20 protein-coding genes are annotated in these 18,622 nt (G+C 65.6%); 5 read left to right on the top strand and 15 right to left on the bottom strand.

What is annotated here, in order from left to right:
- Positions 1-105: 105 nt before the first annotated feature.
- From atpA to AC1DPF_RS08505, 3 genes are all read right to left on the bottom strand, one after another.
- Positions 106-1,635 (bottom strand): F0F1 ATP synthase subunit alpha, encoded by a 1,530-nt coding sequence (atpA, locus tag AC1DPF_RS08515; protein ID WP_340315587.1) that lies wholly within the window; start codon positions 1,633-1,635, stop codon positions 106-108.
- Positions 1,636-1,637: 2 nt separating this feature from the next.
- Entirely contained in the window at positions 1,638-2,192 is a 555-nt protein-coding gene (locus AC1DPF_RS08510; RefSeq protein WP_477866732.1) for a F0F1 ATP synthase subunit delta, read from the bottom strand.
- 253 nt (positions 2,193-2,445) lie between these two features.
- Positions 2,446-2,907, bottom strand: a complete 462-nt coding sequence (locus tag AC1DPF_RS08505; protein WP_477866730.1) for an Hsp20 family protein — start codon at positions 2,905-2,907, stop codon at positions 2,446-2,448.
- 180 nt (positions 2,908-3,087) lie between these two features.
- Between AC1DPF_RS08505 and AC1DPF_RS08500 the strand changes: the two genes are divergently transcribed.
- Together AC1DPF_RS08500 and AC1DPF_RS08495 are read left to right on the top strand one after the other, a co-directional pair.
- Positions 3,088-4,029, top strand: coding sequence for an acetyl-CoA carboxylase carboxyltransferase subunit alpha (locus tag AC1DPF_RS08500; protein ID WP_477866728.1), 942 nt, complete (start codon positions 3,088-3,090; stop codon positions 4,027-4,029).
- A gap of 64 nt (positions 4,030-4,093) precedes the next feature.
- Positions 4,094-5,533 (top strand): M48 family metalloprotease, encoded by a 1,440-nt coding sequence (locus tag AC1DPF_RS08495; RefSeq protein WP_477866726.1) that lies wholly within the window; start codon positions 4,094-4,096, stop codon positions 5,531-5,533.
- A 72-nt stretch (positions 5,534-5,605) separates the two neighbouring features.
- On the opposite strand, the gene AC1DPF_RS08490 is transcribed toward AC1DPF_RS08495, so the two are convergent.
- Together AC1DPF_RS08490 and AC1DPF_RS08485 are read right to left on the bottom strand one after the other, a co-directional pair.
- Positions 5,606-5,773, bottom strand: a complete 168-nt coding sequence (locus AC1DPF_RS08490) for a Flp family type IVb pilin (RefSeq protein ID WP_340315579.1) — start codon at positions 5,771-5,773, stop codon at positions 5,606-5,608.
- 103 nt (positions 5,774-5,876) lie between these two features.
- A complete protein-coding gene (locus AC1DPF_RS08485) occupies positions 5,877-6,077 on the bottom strand; it encodes a Flp family type IVb pilin (RefSeq protein WP_477960696.1) in 201 nt (66 codons plus the stop codon).
- 101 nt (positions 6,078-6,178) lie between these two features.
- Here AC1DPF_RS08485 and AC1DPF_RS08480 point away from each other — a divergent pair, with 101 nt between their 5' ends.
- Positions 6,179-6,586, top strand: coding sequence for a (deoxy)nucleoside triphosphate pyrophosphohydrolase (locus AC1DPF_RS08480; RefSeq protein WP_477866724.1), 408 nt, complete (start codon positions 6,179-6,181; stop codon positions 6,584-6,586).
- Here the strand turns inward: AC1DPF_RS08480 and AC1DPF_RS08475 are convergent.
- The 6 genes from AC1DPF_RS08475 to miaA all read right to left on the bottom strand — a co-directional run bounded on the left by AC1DPF_RS08475 (position 6,583) and on the right by miaA (position 12,581).
- Entirely contained in the window at positions 6,583-7,185 is a 603-nt protein-coding gene (locus AC1DPF_RS08475) for a TMEM175 family protein (protein WP_477960694.1), read from the bottom strand. The genes AC1DPF_RS08480 and AC1DPF_RS08475 overlap by 4 nt on opposite strands.
- A gap of 192 nt (positions 7,186-7,377) precedes the next feature.
- Positions 7,378-7,998: a YceI family protein gene (locus tag AC1DPF_RS08470; RefSeq protein ID WP_477866720.1), complete on the bottom strand. Its 621-nt coding sequence runs from the start codon at positions 7,996-7,998 to the stop codon at positions 7,378-7,380.
- A gap of 113 nt (positions 7,999-8,111) precedes the next feature.
- On the bottom strand, positions 8,112-9,131 hold the full coding sequence (ilvC, locus tag AC1DPF_RS08465) for a ketol-acid reductoisomerase (protein ID WP_477866718.1): 1,020 nt from the start codon (positions 9,129-9,131) through the stop codon (positions 8,112-8,114).
- 122 nt (positions 9,132-9,253) lie between these two features.
- The gene (ilvN, locus tag AC1DPF_RS08460; protein ID WP_477866716.1) at positions 9,254-9,769 is read right to left on the bottom strand and encodes an acetolactate synthase small subunit; all 516 of its coding nucleotides are present in this window, start codon (positions 9,767-9,769) and stop codon (positions 9,254-9,256) included.
- Between the two features lie 43 nt (positions 9,770-9,812).
- On the bottom strand, positions 9,813-11,567 hold the full coding sequence (locus AC1DPF_RS08455; RefSeq protein ID WP_477960692.1) for an acetolactate synthase 3 large subunit: 1,755 nt from the start codon (positions 11,565-11,567) through the stop codon (positions 9,813-9,815).
- A 63-nt stretch (positions 11,568-11,630) separates the two neighbouring features.
- A complete protein-coding gene (gene miaA, locus AC1DPF_RS08450; protein ID WP_477960691.1) occupies positions 11,631-12,581 on the bottom strand; it encodes a tRNA (adenosine(37)-N6)-dimethylallyltransferase MiaA in 951 nt (316 codons plus the stop codon).
- On the opposite strand from miaA, the gene serB reads away from it, so the two are divergent.
- Positions 12,574-13,452, top strand: coding sequence for a phosphoserine phosphatase SerB (gene serB, locus AC1DPF_RS08445; RefSeq protein ID WP_477960689.1), 879 nt, complete (start codon positions 12,574-12,576; stop codon positions 13,450-13,452). The two genes, miaA and serB, sit on opposite strands and share 8 nt — an antisense overlap.
- 52 nt (positions 13,453-13,504) lie before the next feature.
- On the opposite strand, the gene AC1DPF_RS08440 is transcribed toward serB, so the two are convergent.
- Both AC1DPF_RS08440 and AC1DPF_RS08435 read right to left on the bottom strand, forming a co-directional pair.
- The gene (locus AC1DPF_RS08440) at positions 13,505-13,831 is read right to left on the bottom strand and encodes a PilZ domain-containing protein (protein WP_477866708.1); all 327 of its coding nucleotides are present in this window, start codon (positions 13,829-13,831) and stop codon (positions 13,505-13,507) included.
- Between the two features lie 65 nt (positions 13,832-13,896).
- Positions 13,897-14,943, bottom strand: a complete 1,047-nt coding sequence (locus AC1DPF_RS08435; RefSeq protein WP_477960687.1) for an SPOR domain-containing protein — start codon at positions 14,941-14,943, stop codon at positions 13,897-13,899.
- A 199-nt stretch (positions 14,944-15,142) separates the two neighbouring features.
- Between AC1DPF_RS08435 and AC1DPF_RS08430 the strand changes: the two genes are divergently transcribed.
- On the top strand, positions 15,143-16,402 hold the full coding sequence (locus AC1DPF_RS08430; RefSeq protein WP_477866704.1) for an SPOR domain-containing protein: 1,260 nt from the start codon (positions 15,143-15,145) through the stop codon (positions 16,400-16,402).
- Positions 16,403-16,422: 20 nt separating this feature from the next.
- On the opposite strand, the gene AC1DPF_RS08425 is transcribed toward AC1DPF_RS08430, so the two are convergent.
- Positions 16,423-17,652: a dihydroorotase gene (locus tag AC1DPF_RS08425; RefSeq protein ID WP_477960685.1), complete on the bottom strand. Its 1,230-nt coding sequence runs from the start codon at positions 17,650-17,652 to the stop codon at positions 16,423-16,425.
- The gene (locus AC1DPF_RS08420; RefSeq protein ID WP_477960683.1) at positions 17,649-18,599 is read right to left on the bottom strand and encodes an aspartate carbamoyltransferase catalytic subunit; all 951 of its coding nucleotides are present in this window, start codon (positions 18,597-18,599) and stop codon (positions 17,649-17,651) included. The genes AC1DPF_RS08425 and AC1DPF_RS08420 overlap by 4 nt, the downstream gene beginning before the upstream one ends.
- Positions 18,600-18,622: the final 23 nt, after the last annotated feature.

The raw sequence follows: 18,622 nt of genomic DNA, 5'->3' as shown, positions 1-18,622 counted from the left end.
TACTGTCCGTCTTTCCTTTATCGTCATCCCAGCGAAAGCCGGGATCTCGGTTTTCTTCGTAGCGGAAGGCAGTGAGATCCCAGCTTTCGCTGGGATGACGGTTACTTATGCGAAGGTCTTCACAAAGGCTTCGAGCGTCGACTTGAGCGCCGCGGTCGTGTCGGCCGACAGGTCCTTGGTGTCGCGGATCGAAGCCAGCAGGTCGGCATGCTTGGAGCGCATTTCCGACAGGAAGGCGGCTTCGAAGCGCGTCACGTCGCGGGTCGGGACAGTGTCGAGATAGCCGTTCACGCCGGCGAAGATCGATGCGACCTGCTCCTCGAAGGGCAGGGGCTGGAATTGCGGCTGCTTGAGCAGCTCGGTCAGTCGCGCGCCGCGGTTCAGCAAGCGCTGGGTCGAGGCGTCGAGATCCGAGCCGAACTGCGCGAAGGCAGCCATTTCGCGATACTGGGCGAGCTCGAGCTTGATCGAGCCGGCGACCTTCTTCATCGCCTTGGTCTGCGCAGCCGAGCCGACGCGGCTGACCGAGAGGCCGACGTTGATGGCTGGGCGGACGCCCTGGTAGAACAGGTCGGTCTCGAGGAAGATTTGGCCGTCGGTGATCGAGATCACGTTGGTCGGGATGTAGGCGGACACGTCGCCCGCCTGGGTCTCGATGATCGGCAGCGCCGTCAGCGATCCGTTGCCGTTCGCGTCGTTCAGCTTGGCGGCGCGCTCGAGCAGGCGGCTGTGCAGATAGAAGACGTCGCCCGGATAGGCTTCGCGGCCCGGCGGGCGGCGCAGCAGCAGCGACATCTGGCGATAGGCGACGGCCTGCTTCGACAGATCGTCATAGACGATCAGCGCGTGCATGCCGTTGTCCCGGAAATACTCGCCCATCGCGACGCCGGTATAGGGCGCGAGATACTGAAGCGGGGCGGGGTCCGACGCGGTCGCAGCGACCACGATCGAATATTCCATTGCGCCATTCTCTTCGAGCGTCTTGACGAGCTGTGCGACGGTCGAGCGCTTCTGGCCGATGGCGACATAGACGCAGTAGAGCTTCTTGCTCTCGTCCGTGCCGGCATTGGCGGTCTTCTGGTTGATGAAGGTGTCGATCGCGACGGCCGACTTGCCGGTCTGGCGATCGCCGATGATCAGCTCGCGCTGGCCGCGGCCGACGGGCACGAGCGCGTCGAGCGCCTTGAGGCCGGTCTGCACCGGCTCATGGACCGACTTCCTGGGGATGATTCCGGGCGCCTTGACCTCGACGCGGCTGCGCTGGTCGCTGACTATCGGGCCCTTGCCGTCGATCGGATTGCCGAGGCCGTCCACCACGCGCCCGAGCAGGCCCTTGCCGACCGGCACGTCGACGATGGTGCCGGTGCGCTTGACGACATCGCCTTCCTTGATCTGGGCGTCCGAGCCGAAGATCACGGCGCCGACATTGTCGGCTTCCAGGTTGAGGGCCATGCCCTTGATGCCGTTCGAGAACTCGATCATCTCGCCGGCCTGGACGTTGTCGAGGCCGTGGATGCGGGCGATGCCGTCGCCGACCGACAGCACCTGGCCGACCTCGGTGACCTGCGCTTCGGAGCCGAAGCTGGCGATCTGGTCGCGGATGACCTTGGAGATTTCAGCGGCGCGGATGTCCATGTTCAGCCTTTCATCGCAATCGCGAGGGTGTTCAGTTTGGAGCGGATGGAACCATCGACCTGGCGCGAGCCGACCTTCACGATCAGTCCGCCAAGGATCGAGGGATCCACGGTGAGGTCGACCGCGACATCGCGGGCGAGCTGGGTCTTGAGCTTGGCCTTCAGCGCCGCGACCTGATCGTCGGACAGCGGATGGGCCGAGGTGACTTCGGCAGTCGTCTCGCCGCGGTGCGCGGCGGCAAGCTGGCCATAGGCCCGGATCACTGCGCCCAGCTGGCCGAGCCGGCGGTTCTGGGCGAGCACGCCGAGGAACTTGGTGGTGAGCGAATCGAGCCCCATCGCCCCCGCCGCGGCGGCGATGGCCTGCGCGGCCTGGGCGCGCGAGACGACCGGGCTGGTCGTCAGCTGGCGCAGATCGTCCGACTCGGCGAGGGTGGCCTTCAGCCTCGCAAGGCTGGCCGAAACCGCGTCAATCGCCTTCTCGTCACGGGCGAGCCCGAACAGCGCGGTCGCATAACGTCCGCTGAGGCTAGCCTGAATACCGCCGGAATTCTCCACGCGCGTCTCGTCCCCCAAATGGATGTCGTCCCATGCGAAAAAGGGGGCGCTGTAAGGCGTCCCTGCATCGGTCGCGGGCCGGTTAGCAGGGGTGCCCCGAGGATGCAAGGCGGAGGGGCCAAAAGATAGCGTGTCGCGATAAAGCTTGGCTTCCATCGTCCGATTTCGGGCCGGAACGCGGCCTGGAATCAGAAAGCCGGACCTCGCGGCCCGGCTTTCCTCGGCGATCTGGAAGGATCGCTCCCGTGATGGGTTACGCGGCCTTCGCCGGCTCGGCGTCGATCACCTGTTGCGGTTCGACGCCGTCGATGGCGATGCGGCGCGGCTTCTTATGTTCGGGGATCTCGCGCACCAGCTCGACATTGAGCAGGCCGTTCTCGAATCCCGCCCCCGTCACCTTGATGGTGTCGGCGAGCTGGAAGCGGCGCTCGAATGCGCGTTTGGCGATGCCGCGGTGCAGATATTCGCGCTGCTCGCCTTCGGTCTCGCCCGCGCGGCCGATGATGATCAGCATGTTGTCCTGCACGGTGACGTCGATCTCTTCGCGAGTGAAGCCGGCCAGTGCCATCTGGATGCGATAGGCGCCGTCACCGGTTTTCTCGATATTATAGGGCGGATAGCTGTCGCTTTCGCCGCGGGTGAAATCGACGAGGCGGTTGAGGTTCTCGAACCCGATCGAAGACCGGAGAAGCGGAGCAAAGTCCAGATTACGCATGGATCTGTTTCCTTATATAAGCGATGTTGACCATGAGGGCCCGCGGGGTTGCCGCCGGGCCGTGTCCGCCGTCCCAACTGGCAACGGTTGACGCGATCGAGATAGTAACGACGCCACTGCCTTCAAGAGGTCGCCCAAGCCTTCGTTGACTGGCGCGGCGCGCCCGCCTAACCGGGGCCGATGGTTGCCTATCTCGAATTCGAAAAGCCGATCGCGGAGCTCGAAGCGCGCATCGCCGAACTGCGTTCGACCGCGCATGCGGGGTCGTTCGACATCGGCAGCGAGGTCTCGAAGCTCGAGGCCAAGTCCGAAAAGCTGCTGCGCGACATCTATGCGAGGCTGAGCCCCTGGCAGAAGACGCAGGTCGCGCGTCATCCGGACCGGCCGCACTTCAAGGACTATGTCGCCGGTTTCATCACCGATTTCATGCCGCTCGCCGGCGATCGCGCTTTTGCCGATGACCAGGCGATCATCGGCGGATTTGGCCGGCTTGGCGACCGCAGGGTGGTGGTGATCGGCCATGAGAAGGGCGACGACACCGCCTCGCGATTGCGCCATAACTTCGGCATGGCCAAGCCCGAGGGCTATCGCAAGGCGATCCGGCTGATGCAGCTCGCCGATCGCTTCGGCCTGCCGGTTGTCAGCCTCGTCGACACGTCGGGTGCCTTCCCCGGCGTCCAGGCCGAGGAGCGCGGCCAGGCCGAGGCCATCGCCCGTTCGACCGAGCAGTGCCTGGCGCTGGGTGTCCCGATGGTTGCGGCGATCGTCGGCGAAGGCGGCTCGGGCGGCGCGATCGCGGTGGCCGCCGCGAACAAGGTGCTGATGTTCGAGCATGCCGTCTATTCGGTGATTTCACCCGAGGGCTGCGCCTCGATCCTGTGGCGTACCGGCGACAAGGCCGCTGAGGCCGCCGAAGCGATGAAGGTGACCGCCGCCGATCTCCAGCGGCTCGGCGTGGTCGACCGGGTCGTCCCGGAGCCGATGGGCGGCGCGCATCGCGACCCTGGCGCGGCGATAGCTTCGCTCGGCGCGGCGATCGGCGAGGAGCTCGACAAGCTGGCCGGCAAGAAACCCGCGACGGTCCGCGCCGCACGGCGTGACAAGTTCCTCGCCATCGGGTGATCGCGGTGCCGTAACGGAACCGATCGGGTAATCTTCGCTTTAAGCCTTCATCGAGAGGATCCGCATGAAGAAGGTCGCGATTTTTGCCAGCCTGCTGCTCGCACTGCCACCGGCTCCGGCCCTTGCCCAGGCGCAGGCGATCTCGGCTAGCGACAAGCGCGCCGGCGCAGAGGCGCATCCCCAGTTGGTTCAGCAGTTCGGCGGCGCGATGAAGGGGGCCATGGCGGAATATGTCGCGCGCGTTGGCCGCAAGATCTCGGTCCAGTCGGGCCTGTCCAATTCCGAGCGTGACTTCACCGTCACGCTGCTCGATTCACCGATCAACAACGCTTTCGCGATACCCGGCGGCTATGTCTATGTGACCCGCGGCCTGCTCGCGTCGATGAACGACGAGGCCGAGCTCGCATCGGTGCTCGGGCACGAAGTCGGCCATGTCGCCGCGCGCCACGCCGCCAAGCGCCAGCGGACCGCGACGATCACCCAGGTGTTGGCGGGGATCGTCGGCGCCGTGGCAGGCAGTTCGGGGGTCGGCAATCTGGTGGGGCAGGGTGCCGGCGTCGGCGCGGACCTGATCACCAAGGGTTTTTCGCGCGCTCAGGAATATCAGGCCGACGATCTGGGCGTGCGCTATCTCGCCAGCGCGGGCTATGATCCGCTGGCCTCGTCGGACATGCTGGGGATCCTCGGCGCGCAGAGTGCGCTGGAAGCGCGGGTCAGCGGCAAGGAGAGTTCGTTGCCGACCTGGGCGAGCACGCACCCCAATTCGGCCGACCGGGTCAAGCGAGCCCGCGACAAGGCCGCGCAGACCGGTGCCGCCGGTCATGGTGCGCGCAACCGCGATGCGCTGCTCGATGCCATTGACGGCCTTCCCTATGGCGACGATCCGTCAAAGGGATTCGTCGAGGGCCGGGAGTTCAAGCTCCCAACCGAGCGGCTCGCCTTCACGGCGCCGAGCGGGTACGGCCTGGTCAACAGCGACGAGGCCGTGACCATCAGCGGATCAGGCGGCCAGGCGAGCTTCACCGGGGGGCGGGTGGGACTCGGCGGGCTGGATGATTATGTCGGCCAGGTCTTCTCGAAGCTGAGCGCCAACATCCGCTACGGCCAGATCCAGAGCGGACGCGCCCAAGGCGTGGACTTCCGCTATGCGTTCGGTGAGGCGAGCAGCAATGCCGGCCAGCTTGATGTCGGCGTGTTCGCCTATCGCCCGGACGGAGGCACCAAGGCCTTCAGCTTCGTTACCCTGACGCGTGCCGGACAGGGGATCGGGCCGTTCCAGCCTCTGGTCGAAAGCATGCGCCGCATGGCGCCGAATGAAGCCGCCGCCGCCAAGCCGCTGCGGGTGCGCGTACTGAGGGTAAAAGCCGGTGACACGGTGGACAGCTTCGCCCGCCAGATGGCATTTCCGGACAGTCCGGTTGACCGCTTCCTGGTGCTCAATGGTCTGAGCCAGGGCGCAAAGCTGCGAGTGGGGGACAGGGTGAAGGTGATTGTGCGGCAGTAGACGCCAAAAAGGGCGGCGGACCTTCATCCGCCACCCTTGGAAGCCAGCCTTCAGCCGTGTCGAAAGCTAGGCTCAGCTAGCCTTCATGTTGTTCGAGACGTTCGTGAACGTCTTCTGGAGCTGATTGCCGAGGCTGGTCATCGCAGTGATCGCGGCAACGGCGATAAGGGCGGCGATCAGACCATATTCGATCGCGGTTGCACCCTTGTTGTTCTTCAGCAGCTTGGCAACGAACTTCATAACTCTAACTCCCACTACCCGACCACGGGGTTTCTCGGCCCGGCTGACCTCACTCGCGTTGGGCCAACAATCATATCCTAGCCGACGAGTCCCTGCCGAAAGGTTAACGCGCGGAGATTCTGCCAAGCGGCCGCAGCCCGACGACGATGCCGCCCCAGTCCGCCCTGAAGAAATTGCCCGGTGTCGCGGCCGCGCGCCTCAGGGCGAGGAAGACCAGTGACAGGATCAATCGATATTCGACGGCGCTGGCGCCGCTATGATCTTGGCAAAGCCGGCGCGGTCCTGATCTGTTGGTGCCTCTCATATGTCCTTCCTCAAGCGAACGGGAACGGCCAATCGCTTTGATCTGAAGCGTTTTATTCCGTAGGCGTGCCGGATTAAAAATCTCTGAAGAGTTCGACGACCATGCAAACGCCCCAGCTCCTGATCGTCGTCGCGGCGGCATTGATCGATTCCGACGGGCGGATTCTGGTCCAGCAGCGTCCCCAGGGCAAGGCGATGGCCGGTCTGTGGGAGTTCCCCGGGGGCAAGGTCGAGGCTGGCGAGCTTCCCGAAGCCGCGCTGATCCGGGAACTGCATGAGGAACTGGGCATCGACGTCCAGCACGCATGCCTCGCCCCAGCCTGCTTCGCCAGCGAGGCGCTCGGCGACCGGCACATGATCCTGCTGCTCTACATCTGCCGGAAATGGCAGGGAATTCCGCGGGCGCTGGAGGCCCCGGCGATACAGTGGGTGAGACCGGTCGAGCTGCACCGCCTCGACATGCCGCCGGCGGATCGCCCGCTGATCGGATTGCTGGATGCGCTGGTCTAGATTCGCGTTTCGAACAGCCGGTCGATGCGGCTTCCTGGCAGGATCCACAAGATCGACACGAGGAAGGTGCAGGCAATGCTCAGCGCGCTGTTGACGAAGGCAAGGGCGATACCGGCGGCGTAGATGCCCAGCGACATGATGGCCTTGCGCTGCTGTATCCGGTGCTGTGCGGTCGTATCGGCCGCGGTCGCGTTACAGAGCGCTTCAGCCTCGAGCCAGGGATAGACCAGCGCCGGAAGCAGCAGCGTCACCAGATAGAGCGCCGTCGGGATCGGTTCATGGGGATGTTCGCCCCACCAGGCGGTTCCGAACGGAATCAGCGACAGGCAGAACAGCCACAGCATGTTGGCCCAGCGCAGCGCGTTGCTCGATACCTCGGCGCGGTCGAGCAACTGATGATGGTTGACCCAGTAGACGCCGACCTGGACGAAGCTGAGCGCATAGGCGAGCAGGACGGGCCAGAGCCGCACCAGGCCCTCGAGCGTCGGATGCTCCGGCGGCCGCAGCTCGAGCACCATGATCGTGATGATGATCGCGATGACGCCGTCCGAGAACGCCTCGATACGGCCGGTTTCGGAGACGGGTTCTGGCTGGCTCATCGTCCGATGATGGATCAGCGATGCTCCGGCTGTCCATAGGCCGGAATCGCACCGCATCCGACACATGAAGGAATGTCGGGCATCGATGGTCGAGTTGACGATGCGCCCATCGCCAGCATATCCGACGCCAATAGTCGCGAACGGTTCCGCAGCTTCGCGTGCGCGAAGCGCCGCGCCGCCTGAGCCGAGCCTCTACTTGGCGGCGGGCCGCTCGAAGGCTACGCTGATGTCGAGCGGTACCTCGTCAGGCACGAGCGGGACGCCATAGCTGACGCCGAAATCGCTTCGCTTGACCGCGGTCTTCGCCTCGAAGCCGATGGTCTGCTTGCCCATCATCGTGCCCGCACCGATGAAATGGGCGTCGAGGACGACGGGCTTGGTGACGCCCTTTATCGTCAGGTTGCCGCTGATCTTGGCCTTTTTGCCCGACACTTCGACCTTCGTCGATTCGAAGTGCGCGCTGGGATATTTTGCCGCATCGAAGAAGTCTGCGCCCTGGAGATGCTCGTTGAGCTTGGCCGAAGTCGTGGTGATGCCGCTGATCGGGATGTCGATCGACACTTTAGCAGCAGCCGGCGCCTTGGGATCGAGCGTCATCGTGCCCGTCACCTCGCCGAACAGCCCGCGGTACATGCTGAAGCCTAGATGATTGACGGTGAAGGCGACCTGGCTGTGCGCCGGATCCACCGTGTAGCTCCCTGCTGCGACGCGCGAAGTGTCCGGAGCGCCGGGAGGCGTGGTCGGCATCTGGGCGAACAGGGGCAGGGCAGTGCCGATGGACAGGCCTGCCAGCAGGACGGCGGTGCGTTTCATGCGACATTCTCCTAATATGGCTGGAGCGGCACACTAGGGTGTGCCGCTCCTCCCACAAGCCACAATAGCGAAACGCACCGTTTCGGCGGGATCCGCCGATCGGTTGCCCAGCCTCAGTTCTTGGCTTTGTCGACCAGCTGGTTCTTGCCGATCCAGGGCATCATCGCGCGCAGCTCGGCGCCGACCTTCTCGATCGGATGCTCGGCGGTGAGCTTGCGGCTCGCCTTGAGTTCGGGCTGGCCGGCGCGGTTGTCGAGCACGAAGCGCTTGACGAACTTGCCGGTCTGGATGTCGTCGAGCACCCGCTTCATCTCGGCCTTGGTGTCCGCGGTGATCATGCGCGGGCCGGTGTGGATGTCGCCATATTCGGCGGTGTTCGAGATCGAGTAGCGCATGTTGGCGATGCCGCCTTCATACATCAGGTCGACGATCAGCTTGACCTCGTGAAGGCACTCGAAATAGGCCATCTCGGGAGCATAGCCGGCTTCGGTCAGCGTCTCGAAACCCGCCATGATCAAGTGGCTGAGGCCGCCGCACAGCACCGCCTGCTCGCCGAACAGGTCGGTCTCGCACTCTTCCTTGAAGGTCGTCTCGATCACGCCCGAGCGGCCACCGCCGATCGCCGAGGCATAGGACAGGGCGATGTCATGCGCGTTGCCGCTGGCATCCTGGGCGATGGCGATCAGGCAGGGGACGCCGCCGCCGCGCTGATATTCGGAGCGCACGGTGTGGCCGGGGCCCTTCGGCGCGATCATGAACACGTCGATGTCGGCGCGCGGCTCGATCAGCCCGAAATGGACGTTGAGGCCGTGGGCGAAGGCGAGTGCCGCGCCGGGCTTGAGATTGGCCGCGAGATCGTCGGCATAGATTGCCGCCTGATGCTCGTCGGGGGCCAGCACCATGATGATGTCGGCCCATTTTGCGGCGTCGGCGTTCGACAGCACCTTGAACCCGGCGCCTTCGGCCTTCTTGGCGGTGGCCGAACCCGGACGCAGCGCGATCGCCACGTCGGCAACGCCCGAATCGCGCAGGTTCTGGGCATGGGCATGGCCCTGGCTGCCATAACCGAGGATGGCGACCTTCTTGGTCTTGATGAGGCCGATGTCGGCATCACGATCATAATAGACGCGCATAGCTTGCTTCCCTGTGGCGCGGCCGGACATTCGGTTGCGATGAAGGCCGTTTGGTTGAAATTCGTCGGGGCCCCGTAACGGGCAAGCGCCCGTCCGTCGACCCCCTGCTTTATAGCAAGGCCCTAAAGCGCCTCTTTGCCCCGGACGATCGCTGCCACCCCGGTGCGGGCGACCTCGACCAGGCCGACTTCACGCATCAGCTCGAGGAACTTGTCGATCTTCTCGGTGCCGCCGGTCACCTCGAAGATGAAGCTCGAGATGGTCGAGTCGACGACGCGGGCGCGGTACACCTCAGCGAGCCGAAGCGCTTCGATCCGATGATCGCCGGTGCCGACCACTTTCACCAGCGCCAGCTCGCGCTCGACATGCGGCCCAAGCACGGTGAGGTCGGTGACCTTGTGCACCGGCACCATGCGATCAAGCTGGGCGACGACCTGGTCGATTACCTGCGGCGTACCGGTGGTGACGATGGTGATCCGGCTGATCTTCTCGTCCTCGGTGACGTCGGCCACCGTCAGGCTGTCGATATTGTAGCCGCGCGCCGAGAACAGGCCGGCGATCCTGGCAAGGATCCCGGACTCGTTGTCGACGGTCACGGACAAGGTGTGCCGATCGGTGGCTTCCTGCTTGATATGCATCTGTCTTTTCTCTGGTCGAAGGACGGTCAGGGCGGCAGCGGGTTCAGACAAGCGCCTTGGCCTCGTCATCCATCTCGCCGACCACCTCGTCGGGTTCGAGGATCATGTCGGTATGCGCCGCGCCGCTGGGGATCATCGGGAAACAGTTGGCGAGCTTCGCCACACGGCAGTCGACCATAACCGGCCCGTCATGCGCGATCATCGCCGCGATCCCGTCGTCGAGATCCGCAGGGTCCTCTATCCGCAGGCCCTTCCAGCCATAAGCCTCCGCCAACTTCACGAAATCTGGCAAGGCATCGCTATAAGACGATGAATAACGGCCGGCGTAGGTCAAGTCCTGCCACTGGCGGACCATCCCCATATATTCGTTGTTGAGGATGAACACCTTCACCGGCAGGCGGAATTGCGTGGCGGTGCCGAGCTCCTGGATGTTCATCTGGATCGAGGCCTCGCCCGCAATGTCGATGACGAGTGCGTTGGGGTTGCCGAGCTGCGCGCCGATCGCGGCGGGCAGGCCATAGCCCATCGTGCCGAGGCCGCCCGAGGTGAGCCACTGATTGGGTCCATCGAAGTCGAAATGCTGGGCCGCCCACATCTGGTGCTGGCCAACCTCGGTGGTGATGATCGGCTTCTTGGCGTGCGTGGCCTCCCACAGCCGCCGGATGGCATGCTGCGGCATGATCTCCTTGATCGACGCCGGGAATTTGAGGCTGTTGCGCGCCCGCCACTCGCCGATCTGGCCGAACCACGGCGCCAGGTTTTGCGGCTGGTGCTGGCGCGCCTTCCATAGCTTGATCATGTCTTCCATCGCGCGGCCCACGTCGCCGACGATGCCGAGATCCACCCGCACCGTCTTGTTGATCGAAGAGCGATCAATATCGATGTGGATCTTCTTGGAATGCGGCGAGAAAGCGTCGAGTCTGCCCGTCACCCGATCGTCGAAGCGCGCGCCGAGGCAGACGATCAGATCGGCTCGGTTCATCGCCATATTGGCTTCATAGGTGCCGTGCATGCCGAGCATGCCCAGCCATTGCGGGCTGGAGGCCGGGAAGGCGCCGAGACCCATCAGCGTCGACGTCACCGGCGCGCCGGTGATCCGCGCGAGATCGCGCAGCACCTGGCTTGCGGCCGGGCCCGCGTTAATGATGCCGCCGCCGGTGTAGAGGATCGGACGCTCGGCAGCGGCCATCATCTCCACCGCCGCTTCGATAAGGGCGGTGTCCGCCTTCACCTGCGGGCGATAGCCTTTGTGTGGCAGCGCCTGGATCGAGGGCTTGCGATAGGGCGCCGTCGCGACCTGCACGTCCTTGGGCAGGTCGATGACCACCGGGCCGGGCCGGCCGGACGTCGCGATATGGAAAGCCTCATGAATGACGTCGCCAAGCTGTGCCGGGTCCTTCACCAGATAATTATGCTTGGTGCAGTGGCGGGTGATGCCGACCGTGTCGCACTCCTGGAACGCGTCTGTGCCGATCAGCGGCGTGCCGACCTGGCCGGTCACGATCACCAGCGGAATCGAGTCCATCAGCGCGTCGGCGATCCCCGTCACGGCATTGGTGGCTCCCGGGCCCGATGTCACCAGAACGACGCCAGGCTTGCCCGTCGAGCGTGCATAGCCCTCCGCGGCGTGAACGGCGCCGGCTTCGTGCCGCACCAGAATATGGCGGAGCCGCTTCTGCTTGAACAGAGCATCGTAAATGGGGAGGACGGCGCCGCCCGGATAGCCGAAGATGACCTCGACGCCGAGATCGCTCAGCGCCTGCATCAATATGTCGGCTCCCGTCATTTCGGCAGTCATGGTCATGTCCTTGTTGCGGGCGACGTGCCCTTTCATGAAGCGGCGTGCCCTATATGTAACAAACTACTCTGTCAACGCCATATAACGTAATTTTATTGCTATATCGGCAATATTATTGTCATCGAGTTGCGCGTCGTGCCGTTCCCAGATTTCGGGAAGCTGATGCCGGAACCAGGTATATTGCCGCTTCGCATATTGGCGGGTGGCAGCCTGCGCGCGCTCGATCATCATATCATGATCGGTACGGCCTTCACACCAGTCGATGATATCGCGCACCCCGATCGCGCGCATGGCAGGCAGGCTGGGATCGAGCCGTCGCGCGCGAAGGGCCTCGACCTCGTCGATCGCGCCCTGCTCGAGCATGGCCGCGAAGCGGTCGTTGCAGCGTTCGTACAGCCACGGGCGCGGCGGCAGGAGGATCGCTGGCGCAATCGAGACCTGATCTGATATTCCACCTTCAAGCTGCTGCTGCCAAACGGATAATGACCTTCCTGTCGAGCGGATGACCTCAAGCGCCCGACTGATCCGGGTGATGTCCTGCGGCTTCAGCCGGGCCGCCGCCTGAGGGTCTTCACGCCGCAGCATCACCGCGGCGCGTCCGACGGACATCGCGCGCACTTCTGCGCGGATTGCAGGATCGATGTCGGGGATTGGGGCGATGCCATAGAGCAGGGTGCGCAGGTAAAGCCCGGTACCGCCGACGATGATGGGCAGCAGGCCGGCGGCGTGCGCCGAGGCGATTTCTTTGCGCGCGTCTTCGGCCCACTCGGCCGCAGAGCATGCAAATGCGGCGTCGCGATAGCCGAACAGCCGGTGCGGCGCGCGCGCCATTTCGGCTTCGTCGGGGCGCGCCGAAAGGATGCGCAGATCGGCGTAGACCTGGCTGGCATCGGCGTTGATCACGACGCCGCCGGCGATCTCGGCCAACCGCGTCGCCAATGCGGACTTGCCGCTGGCGGTCGGTCCCGCAATAAGCGCGATCGGTTTTTTCGACGGGGAGACGGTCTTGTTCATCGCGACGCTGATAGCATCGGAGCGCCTGCAAGCGGCGGATATTTCCAAGGCGCTCGAACTTCTCGCCGATGCCGGTATCAAATCCAATAGGTACAATTGGATAGAGCAGGATATTGCCTGTGATTTGAACTTCGAAAATGATCCGATGGCGGCACGCGCGGCGCTTGAGGGGGCATTTCCTGGCGTCGATGTGATCGTCCAGCGTGCCGCGAACCGGCGTCGAAGGATGCTCGTCGCGGATATGGATTCGACCATGATCACGATCGAATGCATCGATGAACTCGCCGATTATGCCGGGATAAAGCCGCAGATCGCGGAGATCACGGAGCGGGCGATGCGGGGCGAACTGGATTTCGAGGGCGCTCTCGACGCGCGCGTCGGCCTGCTGAAGGGGCTCGACGCGTCGATGATAGACCGCTGCCACGCCGAACGCGTGGTCATCATGGGCGGGGCGCGCGAACTGGTGCGGACGATGCGGGCGAATGGAGCCGATTGCTATCTGGTTTCGGGCGGCTTCACCCTATTCGCCGATCGGGTCGCGGCGGACATCGGCTTTACCCGCGCGCTGTCGAACATCCTCGAGTTCAGCGGTGGAAAGCTGGCCGGAACGGTAGCCAGGCCCATCATCGGGGCGGCGGCCAAACGGGAGACGCTGCTGGCCGAGGCAGAGGCGCACGGCATCTCTCCGGAACAGTGCCTCGCCGTCGGTGATGGAGCCAATGACATCCCGATGATCGAGGCCGCCGGGCTGGGGGTCGCCTATCACGCCAAGCCGAAGACGGCGGCAGCGGCAGCGGCGCGGATCGATCATTGCGATCTTACTGCGCTGCTCTACGCCCAGGGCTATTCAAAAAAAGACTGGATAAACTGAGACTTATCTGGATATACTATCATAAGATCGTAGCTGGGGCTGGGGCGCTCGCTCAGTCGCGGGTCATGTCAGCCGCGATCGCGCCCAGCGCGAAGGCGACGGCCGCTTCCCGGCCATCGAAGCTGACCCTGATCCCGCTTTCGCCGATCTCGCTGACCCGCGCGCAGATTGATCCTGCATGGGGGTGGCGCAGTTCTACTTTGGAGCCGAGCACGGGCGGACGGTTCGTATCGAGCGTCGCGCCGGTGCCGGATATGTCCCGCAGTGCGACCGCCTGAGCCTGTCCTTCGGCCAATAACTCACAGACTTGCCTGCGCCGCCAGCGGCTCGCCATAGCCTCGGGCCGATCTATACGCCGCCACACCGTCATCCACGCCATCCGCAACTGTTCCGGCGAGCTTTATCGCCCGGAAACACCAAGATAGCGTTAAGGTCGACCGCCGATCAGGGCGCCACCGCGAAACAGGCCGAACCCGCCGACTTGATCGCGGCGCATGCCTGGTCGGCAGCCGAGCGCGAACCGAGCGGCCCCGCCTGCAGCCGTGTGAAATTGCCTGCAGCGACGTAGCTGGGACGGAGCGCCCTGATGGCAGGCGTCTTGGCCGACAGCGTCGACCAGGCGCCCTGTGCCCCGTCGGGGCTCGAGAAGGCTCCAAGCTGGACCTTCCATCCACCGCCGGCTGCCGCGACGATCGGTGCGGCGGGCCTGGCTGTGGGCTTGGCCGTCGCCGCGGTGATCTTCGCGGCGGGTGCAGCCGCGGGCGCTTTCGAGGGCGGGCTGGACGCTTGCGCGGCGGCCGTCGCGGCGGGGCTGGCGGCAGACGGCGGCGTCGACGGCGGGAGGCTGGCCTGGCCAACCGGTTGCGGCGTGCGCTCGGTCCGCAAGGTCAGCGGCGCACCCGGTTCAGAGGCATCGCTTGCGCGCAGGGCCGCAGTCCTCTCCATTTCGCGCGCCAGCGCGAGCCCGGCGAGACGCTGCTGCTCGGGTATGAGCTGATCCATCTGGGCCAGGCTCGTTGTGGCCGCGCCGATGCCGGATGCCTTGGCACGGGTCATCAAGGCATAAGCACGCGCCCAGTCCCTGGGCAGTGAATCCCCGTTGAAATAGGCCGTGCCGACGACATATTGCGCCCGCGCTTCGCCCTGGTCAGCGGCTTTCTTGAGCCAGATCATGGCTTCCTCGCGCTGGCCGCTCTGGAACAGCTGGAGGCCGAGCGTCGCCTGGGCTTGCTCATGTCCCGCCGCAGCGGCCTTGCGATACCAGCCGAGCGCCGCGGCAGCATCCGCCGGCACGCCGCGCCCGAGCTTGTAGGCCTGGCCGAGGTTGAACTGTGCATCGGGCTCGCCGGCCGCGGCCGGCCCGCGCCATTCGGCGACCGCCTTGGGATAGTCGCCGGCCAGCCACGCATCGACGCCGGCCTTGGTTTCCGCTGCAGCCGGCAAGGCGATGACGGTAGCAATCACGGCGCAACCGACGAACAAGCTTCTCATACTCTACCGCCCCCGAGACATCGGCATGAATTTGCCGGTTGATAGCGCGTTCGCTTTCCTACGGCGATAGCGAATTCCCGGCGGATATTAACAGATGTCGTTAACCAAAGCTTAGCGGGGGCCATGGCAAACCCGGCAGGATAGCGCGCGATCTGCGCGACATGGGGACCTTGCTGTGCGACAGAGTTGGGCAGGATTTGTGACCGCGGGGTGTGTCTGGCTGGGCCTTGCGGGCATGATGGCGGGCGCTGCGCCGGCCGCCGTAGCGGCCCGGCCGAGCCCCGCATCAGCAGAGCAGCGCGCGGCGTTGCTCGTCGCGTCGGCTCGCGATGCGCTCGCCCAGGGCAATGCCACGATGGCAGTGCGCGATGCCGAGGCGGCGGCATTGATGCTGCCGCGCGATGCGGCAACACGGGCTTTCCTGGGGCGCGCCTACCTCGGCGCCGGCCGTTTCGCTTCCGCCGAAACCGCACTTCGCGATGCATTGACGCTCGATCCGTCGCTGGGTCGCATCGCCGTCAACCGGGCTCTTGCGCAGATCGCGCTGGGCCGAAATGAAGCAGCGCTCGCATCCCTCGAAACCGCGAACGGCCTGGCTCCGGAAGCGGAGATCGGGCTCGCGCTGGCGCTGCTCGGCCATGCCGACGAAGCCCGCGAGCGGCTGCTGGCCGCGGCGCGGATGCCTGGTGCCGATGCCCGCACCCGCCAGAACCTCGCCTTCGCCTGCGCGATCGAGGGCCGCTGGAACGACGCGACGACCATCGCCGCACAGGATGTGCCTGCCGACAGGCTGGCGGAACGCCTTCGCCGCTGGGCCAGGGTGACGCAGTTGAAGGCCGATCCGGCCATGCAGGTTGGCGCTCTGCTCGGCGTCATGCCGGCCGAGGACAGCGGACAGCCGCTCGCTCTGGCGCTCTCGACGCCGCCGAACGCTCCGGACGTGCCGGCGACGGCAATGGCCGAACCGGCGAGCGCCATCCCGACGATACAGGCCGCGCCCGCGACTGCCGCCGAATCGACTCCATCGCCGCTTTCGCCAGCCGTGGCTCAGGCCGCCTCTCTACAACCGGTCACGCACTCTGTTGGTCCTCGGCCTGTTCAGGCGAAGCTCTCCACATCGGTCGCGCCACCGGCGCGCCTCGCGGCGGAAAAGGCACCCCGGGGAAGCTGGGCCGTGCAGCTCGGGGCGTTCACCTCGGCGGGCCGGATCGAGGCCGCCTGGACAGGCCTTGGCCGGCGAGCGCAGTTCCTCAAGACACATGTGCCGACCGGCTCCGGCTTCCGCCAGGGCAGGGCGATGCTGTATCGGCTCTCGGTCAGCGGCTTTGCCAGGCGGAGCGACGCGATCCGGCTCTGCATGAGCATCAAGGCCGTCGGCGGAGCATGTTTCGTGCGGGCTTCGGCCGGCGAGAGGCCCATCCGATGGGCGCAGCGCAACGGCACTGCCGGTAGCGCTTGACGCCGCCAGCCTCGCCTTGCTCAGCCTAGCGCGACACCGCCCTTGATCGTCTGCAACACCTTGCCCTGAACGGGCAGCCCATCGAACGGCGTGTTGCCCGCGCGCGAAGCCATCCGATCCGAATCGATCCGCCAGGGCCGGTCGGGATCGAACAGCACCAGGTCTGCCTCACCGCCGATCGCCAGCGTGCCGCCGGGAAGGCCGAGCAGCCGGGCGGGGGCGGTGGACAGCAGCGCGATCAGTCGCGGCAGATCGACGACGCCATCGCGAACCAGCGTCAATGACAGGGTCAGCAGCGTCTCCGCGCCCGACATGCCCGCCTCGGCATCCGCGAAGGGGAGCCGCTTGGCTTCCGGCCCCTGTGGATCATGGCTCGAGCAGATCAGGTCGATCGTGCCGTCGGCGATCGCCGCCAGTGCGGCGCGGCGGTCATCCTCGCTGCGCAGTGGCGGCGACAGGCGGGCAAAGGTGCGAAAGCCGCCGATGGCGATGTCCGACAGGAGCAGATGCGCGGGGCTGATCCCGCAGCTGACCGGCAGCCCGCGCTGCTTGGCGGCGCGGACCAGATCGAAGGCGCGGGCCGTGGACAGCTGGCGGAAATGCAGCCGTGCACCGGTCTGCTCGACAAGCATGATGTCGCGCGCCACCGCCATCGCCTCGGCGGCGGCGGGCGCGGCGGGCAGGCCCATCCGCGTGGCATATTCGCCCTCGGTCGCTACGGCGCCGGCTGTCAGGCCATCATCCTCGGCATGGCTGATCACCAGCAGGTCGAGCGCCCGGGCATAAGCCAGCAGCCGGAGCATCACGCCCGAATCGCGGATCCAGCTGCGCCCGGTGGCGACGGCGCATGCCCCGCCGGCCTTCATCAGCCCGATCTCGGCAAGCTCACGGCCGCCAAGCCCCTTGGTCGCCGCGGCGAGCGGATGGATCCACACATCGGGCTTGCCCGAGGCGGCGGCGCGCTGGACCAGCGCTTCATGGTCGAGCGGTGGCGATTGATCGGGCATCAGCACCGCCCGGGTGATGCCGCCGGCGGTGAAGGCGGGCATGTCGATCGCGAAGGTTCCGACATCGATCAAGCCCGGAGTGACATGCGCTCCGCGGGCATCGATCGTTTCGATATCGGTGGGGATGTCGAAGCTGCCGACCGCCGCGATATGGCGGTCGCGGATCAGCAAGCCGCCCGGGGCAACCGTTCCCGCGCCCGGATCGACCAGCGTGGCGTTGATGATGGCGAGCGGCGCGATCACGCCCAGCCCTCGACGCCGCGCCGGCCGCGGGTCAGCACGTCCAGGCAGGCCATCCGCACCGCAACGCCCATCTCCACCTGTTCGGTAATCGCCGAGCGGGCCGGATGATCCGCAACGCTGCTGGTGATCTCCACGCCCCGATTCATCGGCCCCGGATGCATCACCAGCGCATCGGGAGCGGCGCGCTCGAGGCGGCTCGGGGTGAGACCGTAGAGCGCGTGATATTCACGCGGCGAAGGCAGATAGGCGCCGTCCATCCGCTCGTTCTGGAGGCGCAGCATCATCACCACGTCGGCGCCCTCCAGTCCGGCATCGAAGTCCGTGAACGGGATCGCACCGAGCCGCTCGATCGCCGCCGGCATCAGGGTCGGCGGCGCGATGACACGCACCTCCGCTCCCAGGGCGGTCAGCGCCAGGATATTGGATCGGGCCACGCGGCTGTGCAGGACATCGCCGCAGATCGCCACGCACAGCCCGGCGATGCGGCCCTTGCGGCGGCGAATAGTCAGCGCGTCGAGCAGCGCCTGGGTCGGGTGTTCATGGCGGCCGTCGCCAGCGTTGAGGACCGGGCAATCGACCTTGTCCGCGATCAACTGCACCGCGCCGGATGACTGGTGACGGATAACGATCATGTCGGCGCGCATGGCGTTGAGCGTCACCGCCGTGTCGATCAGCGTCTCCCCCTTCTTCACGCTCGATTGCGCCGCGTTCATGTTGACGACGTCGGCGCCGAGCCGCTTGCCGGCGATCTCGAACGACAGCAATGTTCGCGTCGAATTCTCGAAGAAGGCGTTGATCAGGGTCAGGCCTGACAGCCGGTCATCATGCTTGGTCGTTGCGCGGTTGAGCGTGATCCACTGCTCGGCTTCGTCGAGCAGGAACATGATCTCGTGCGGCTGAAGCCCATAGATGCCGGTCAGGTGGCGGTGCGGGAAGGGCAAAGGCATTAAAGCCGCGCCATAGACGGGTG

This window comes from Rhizorhabdus sp. P4_G6 (assembly GCF_056401045.1).
This window is presented reverse-complemented; position numbering and strand designations above follow the sequence as displayed.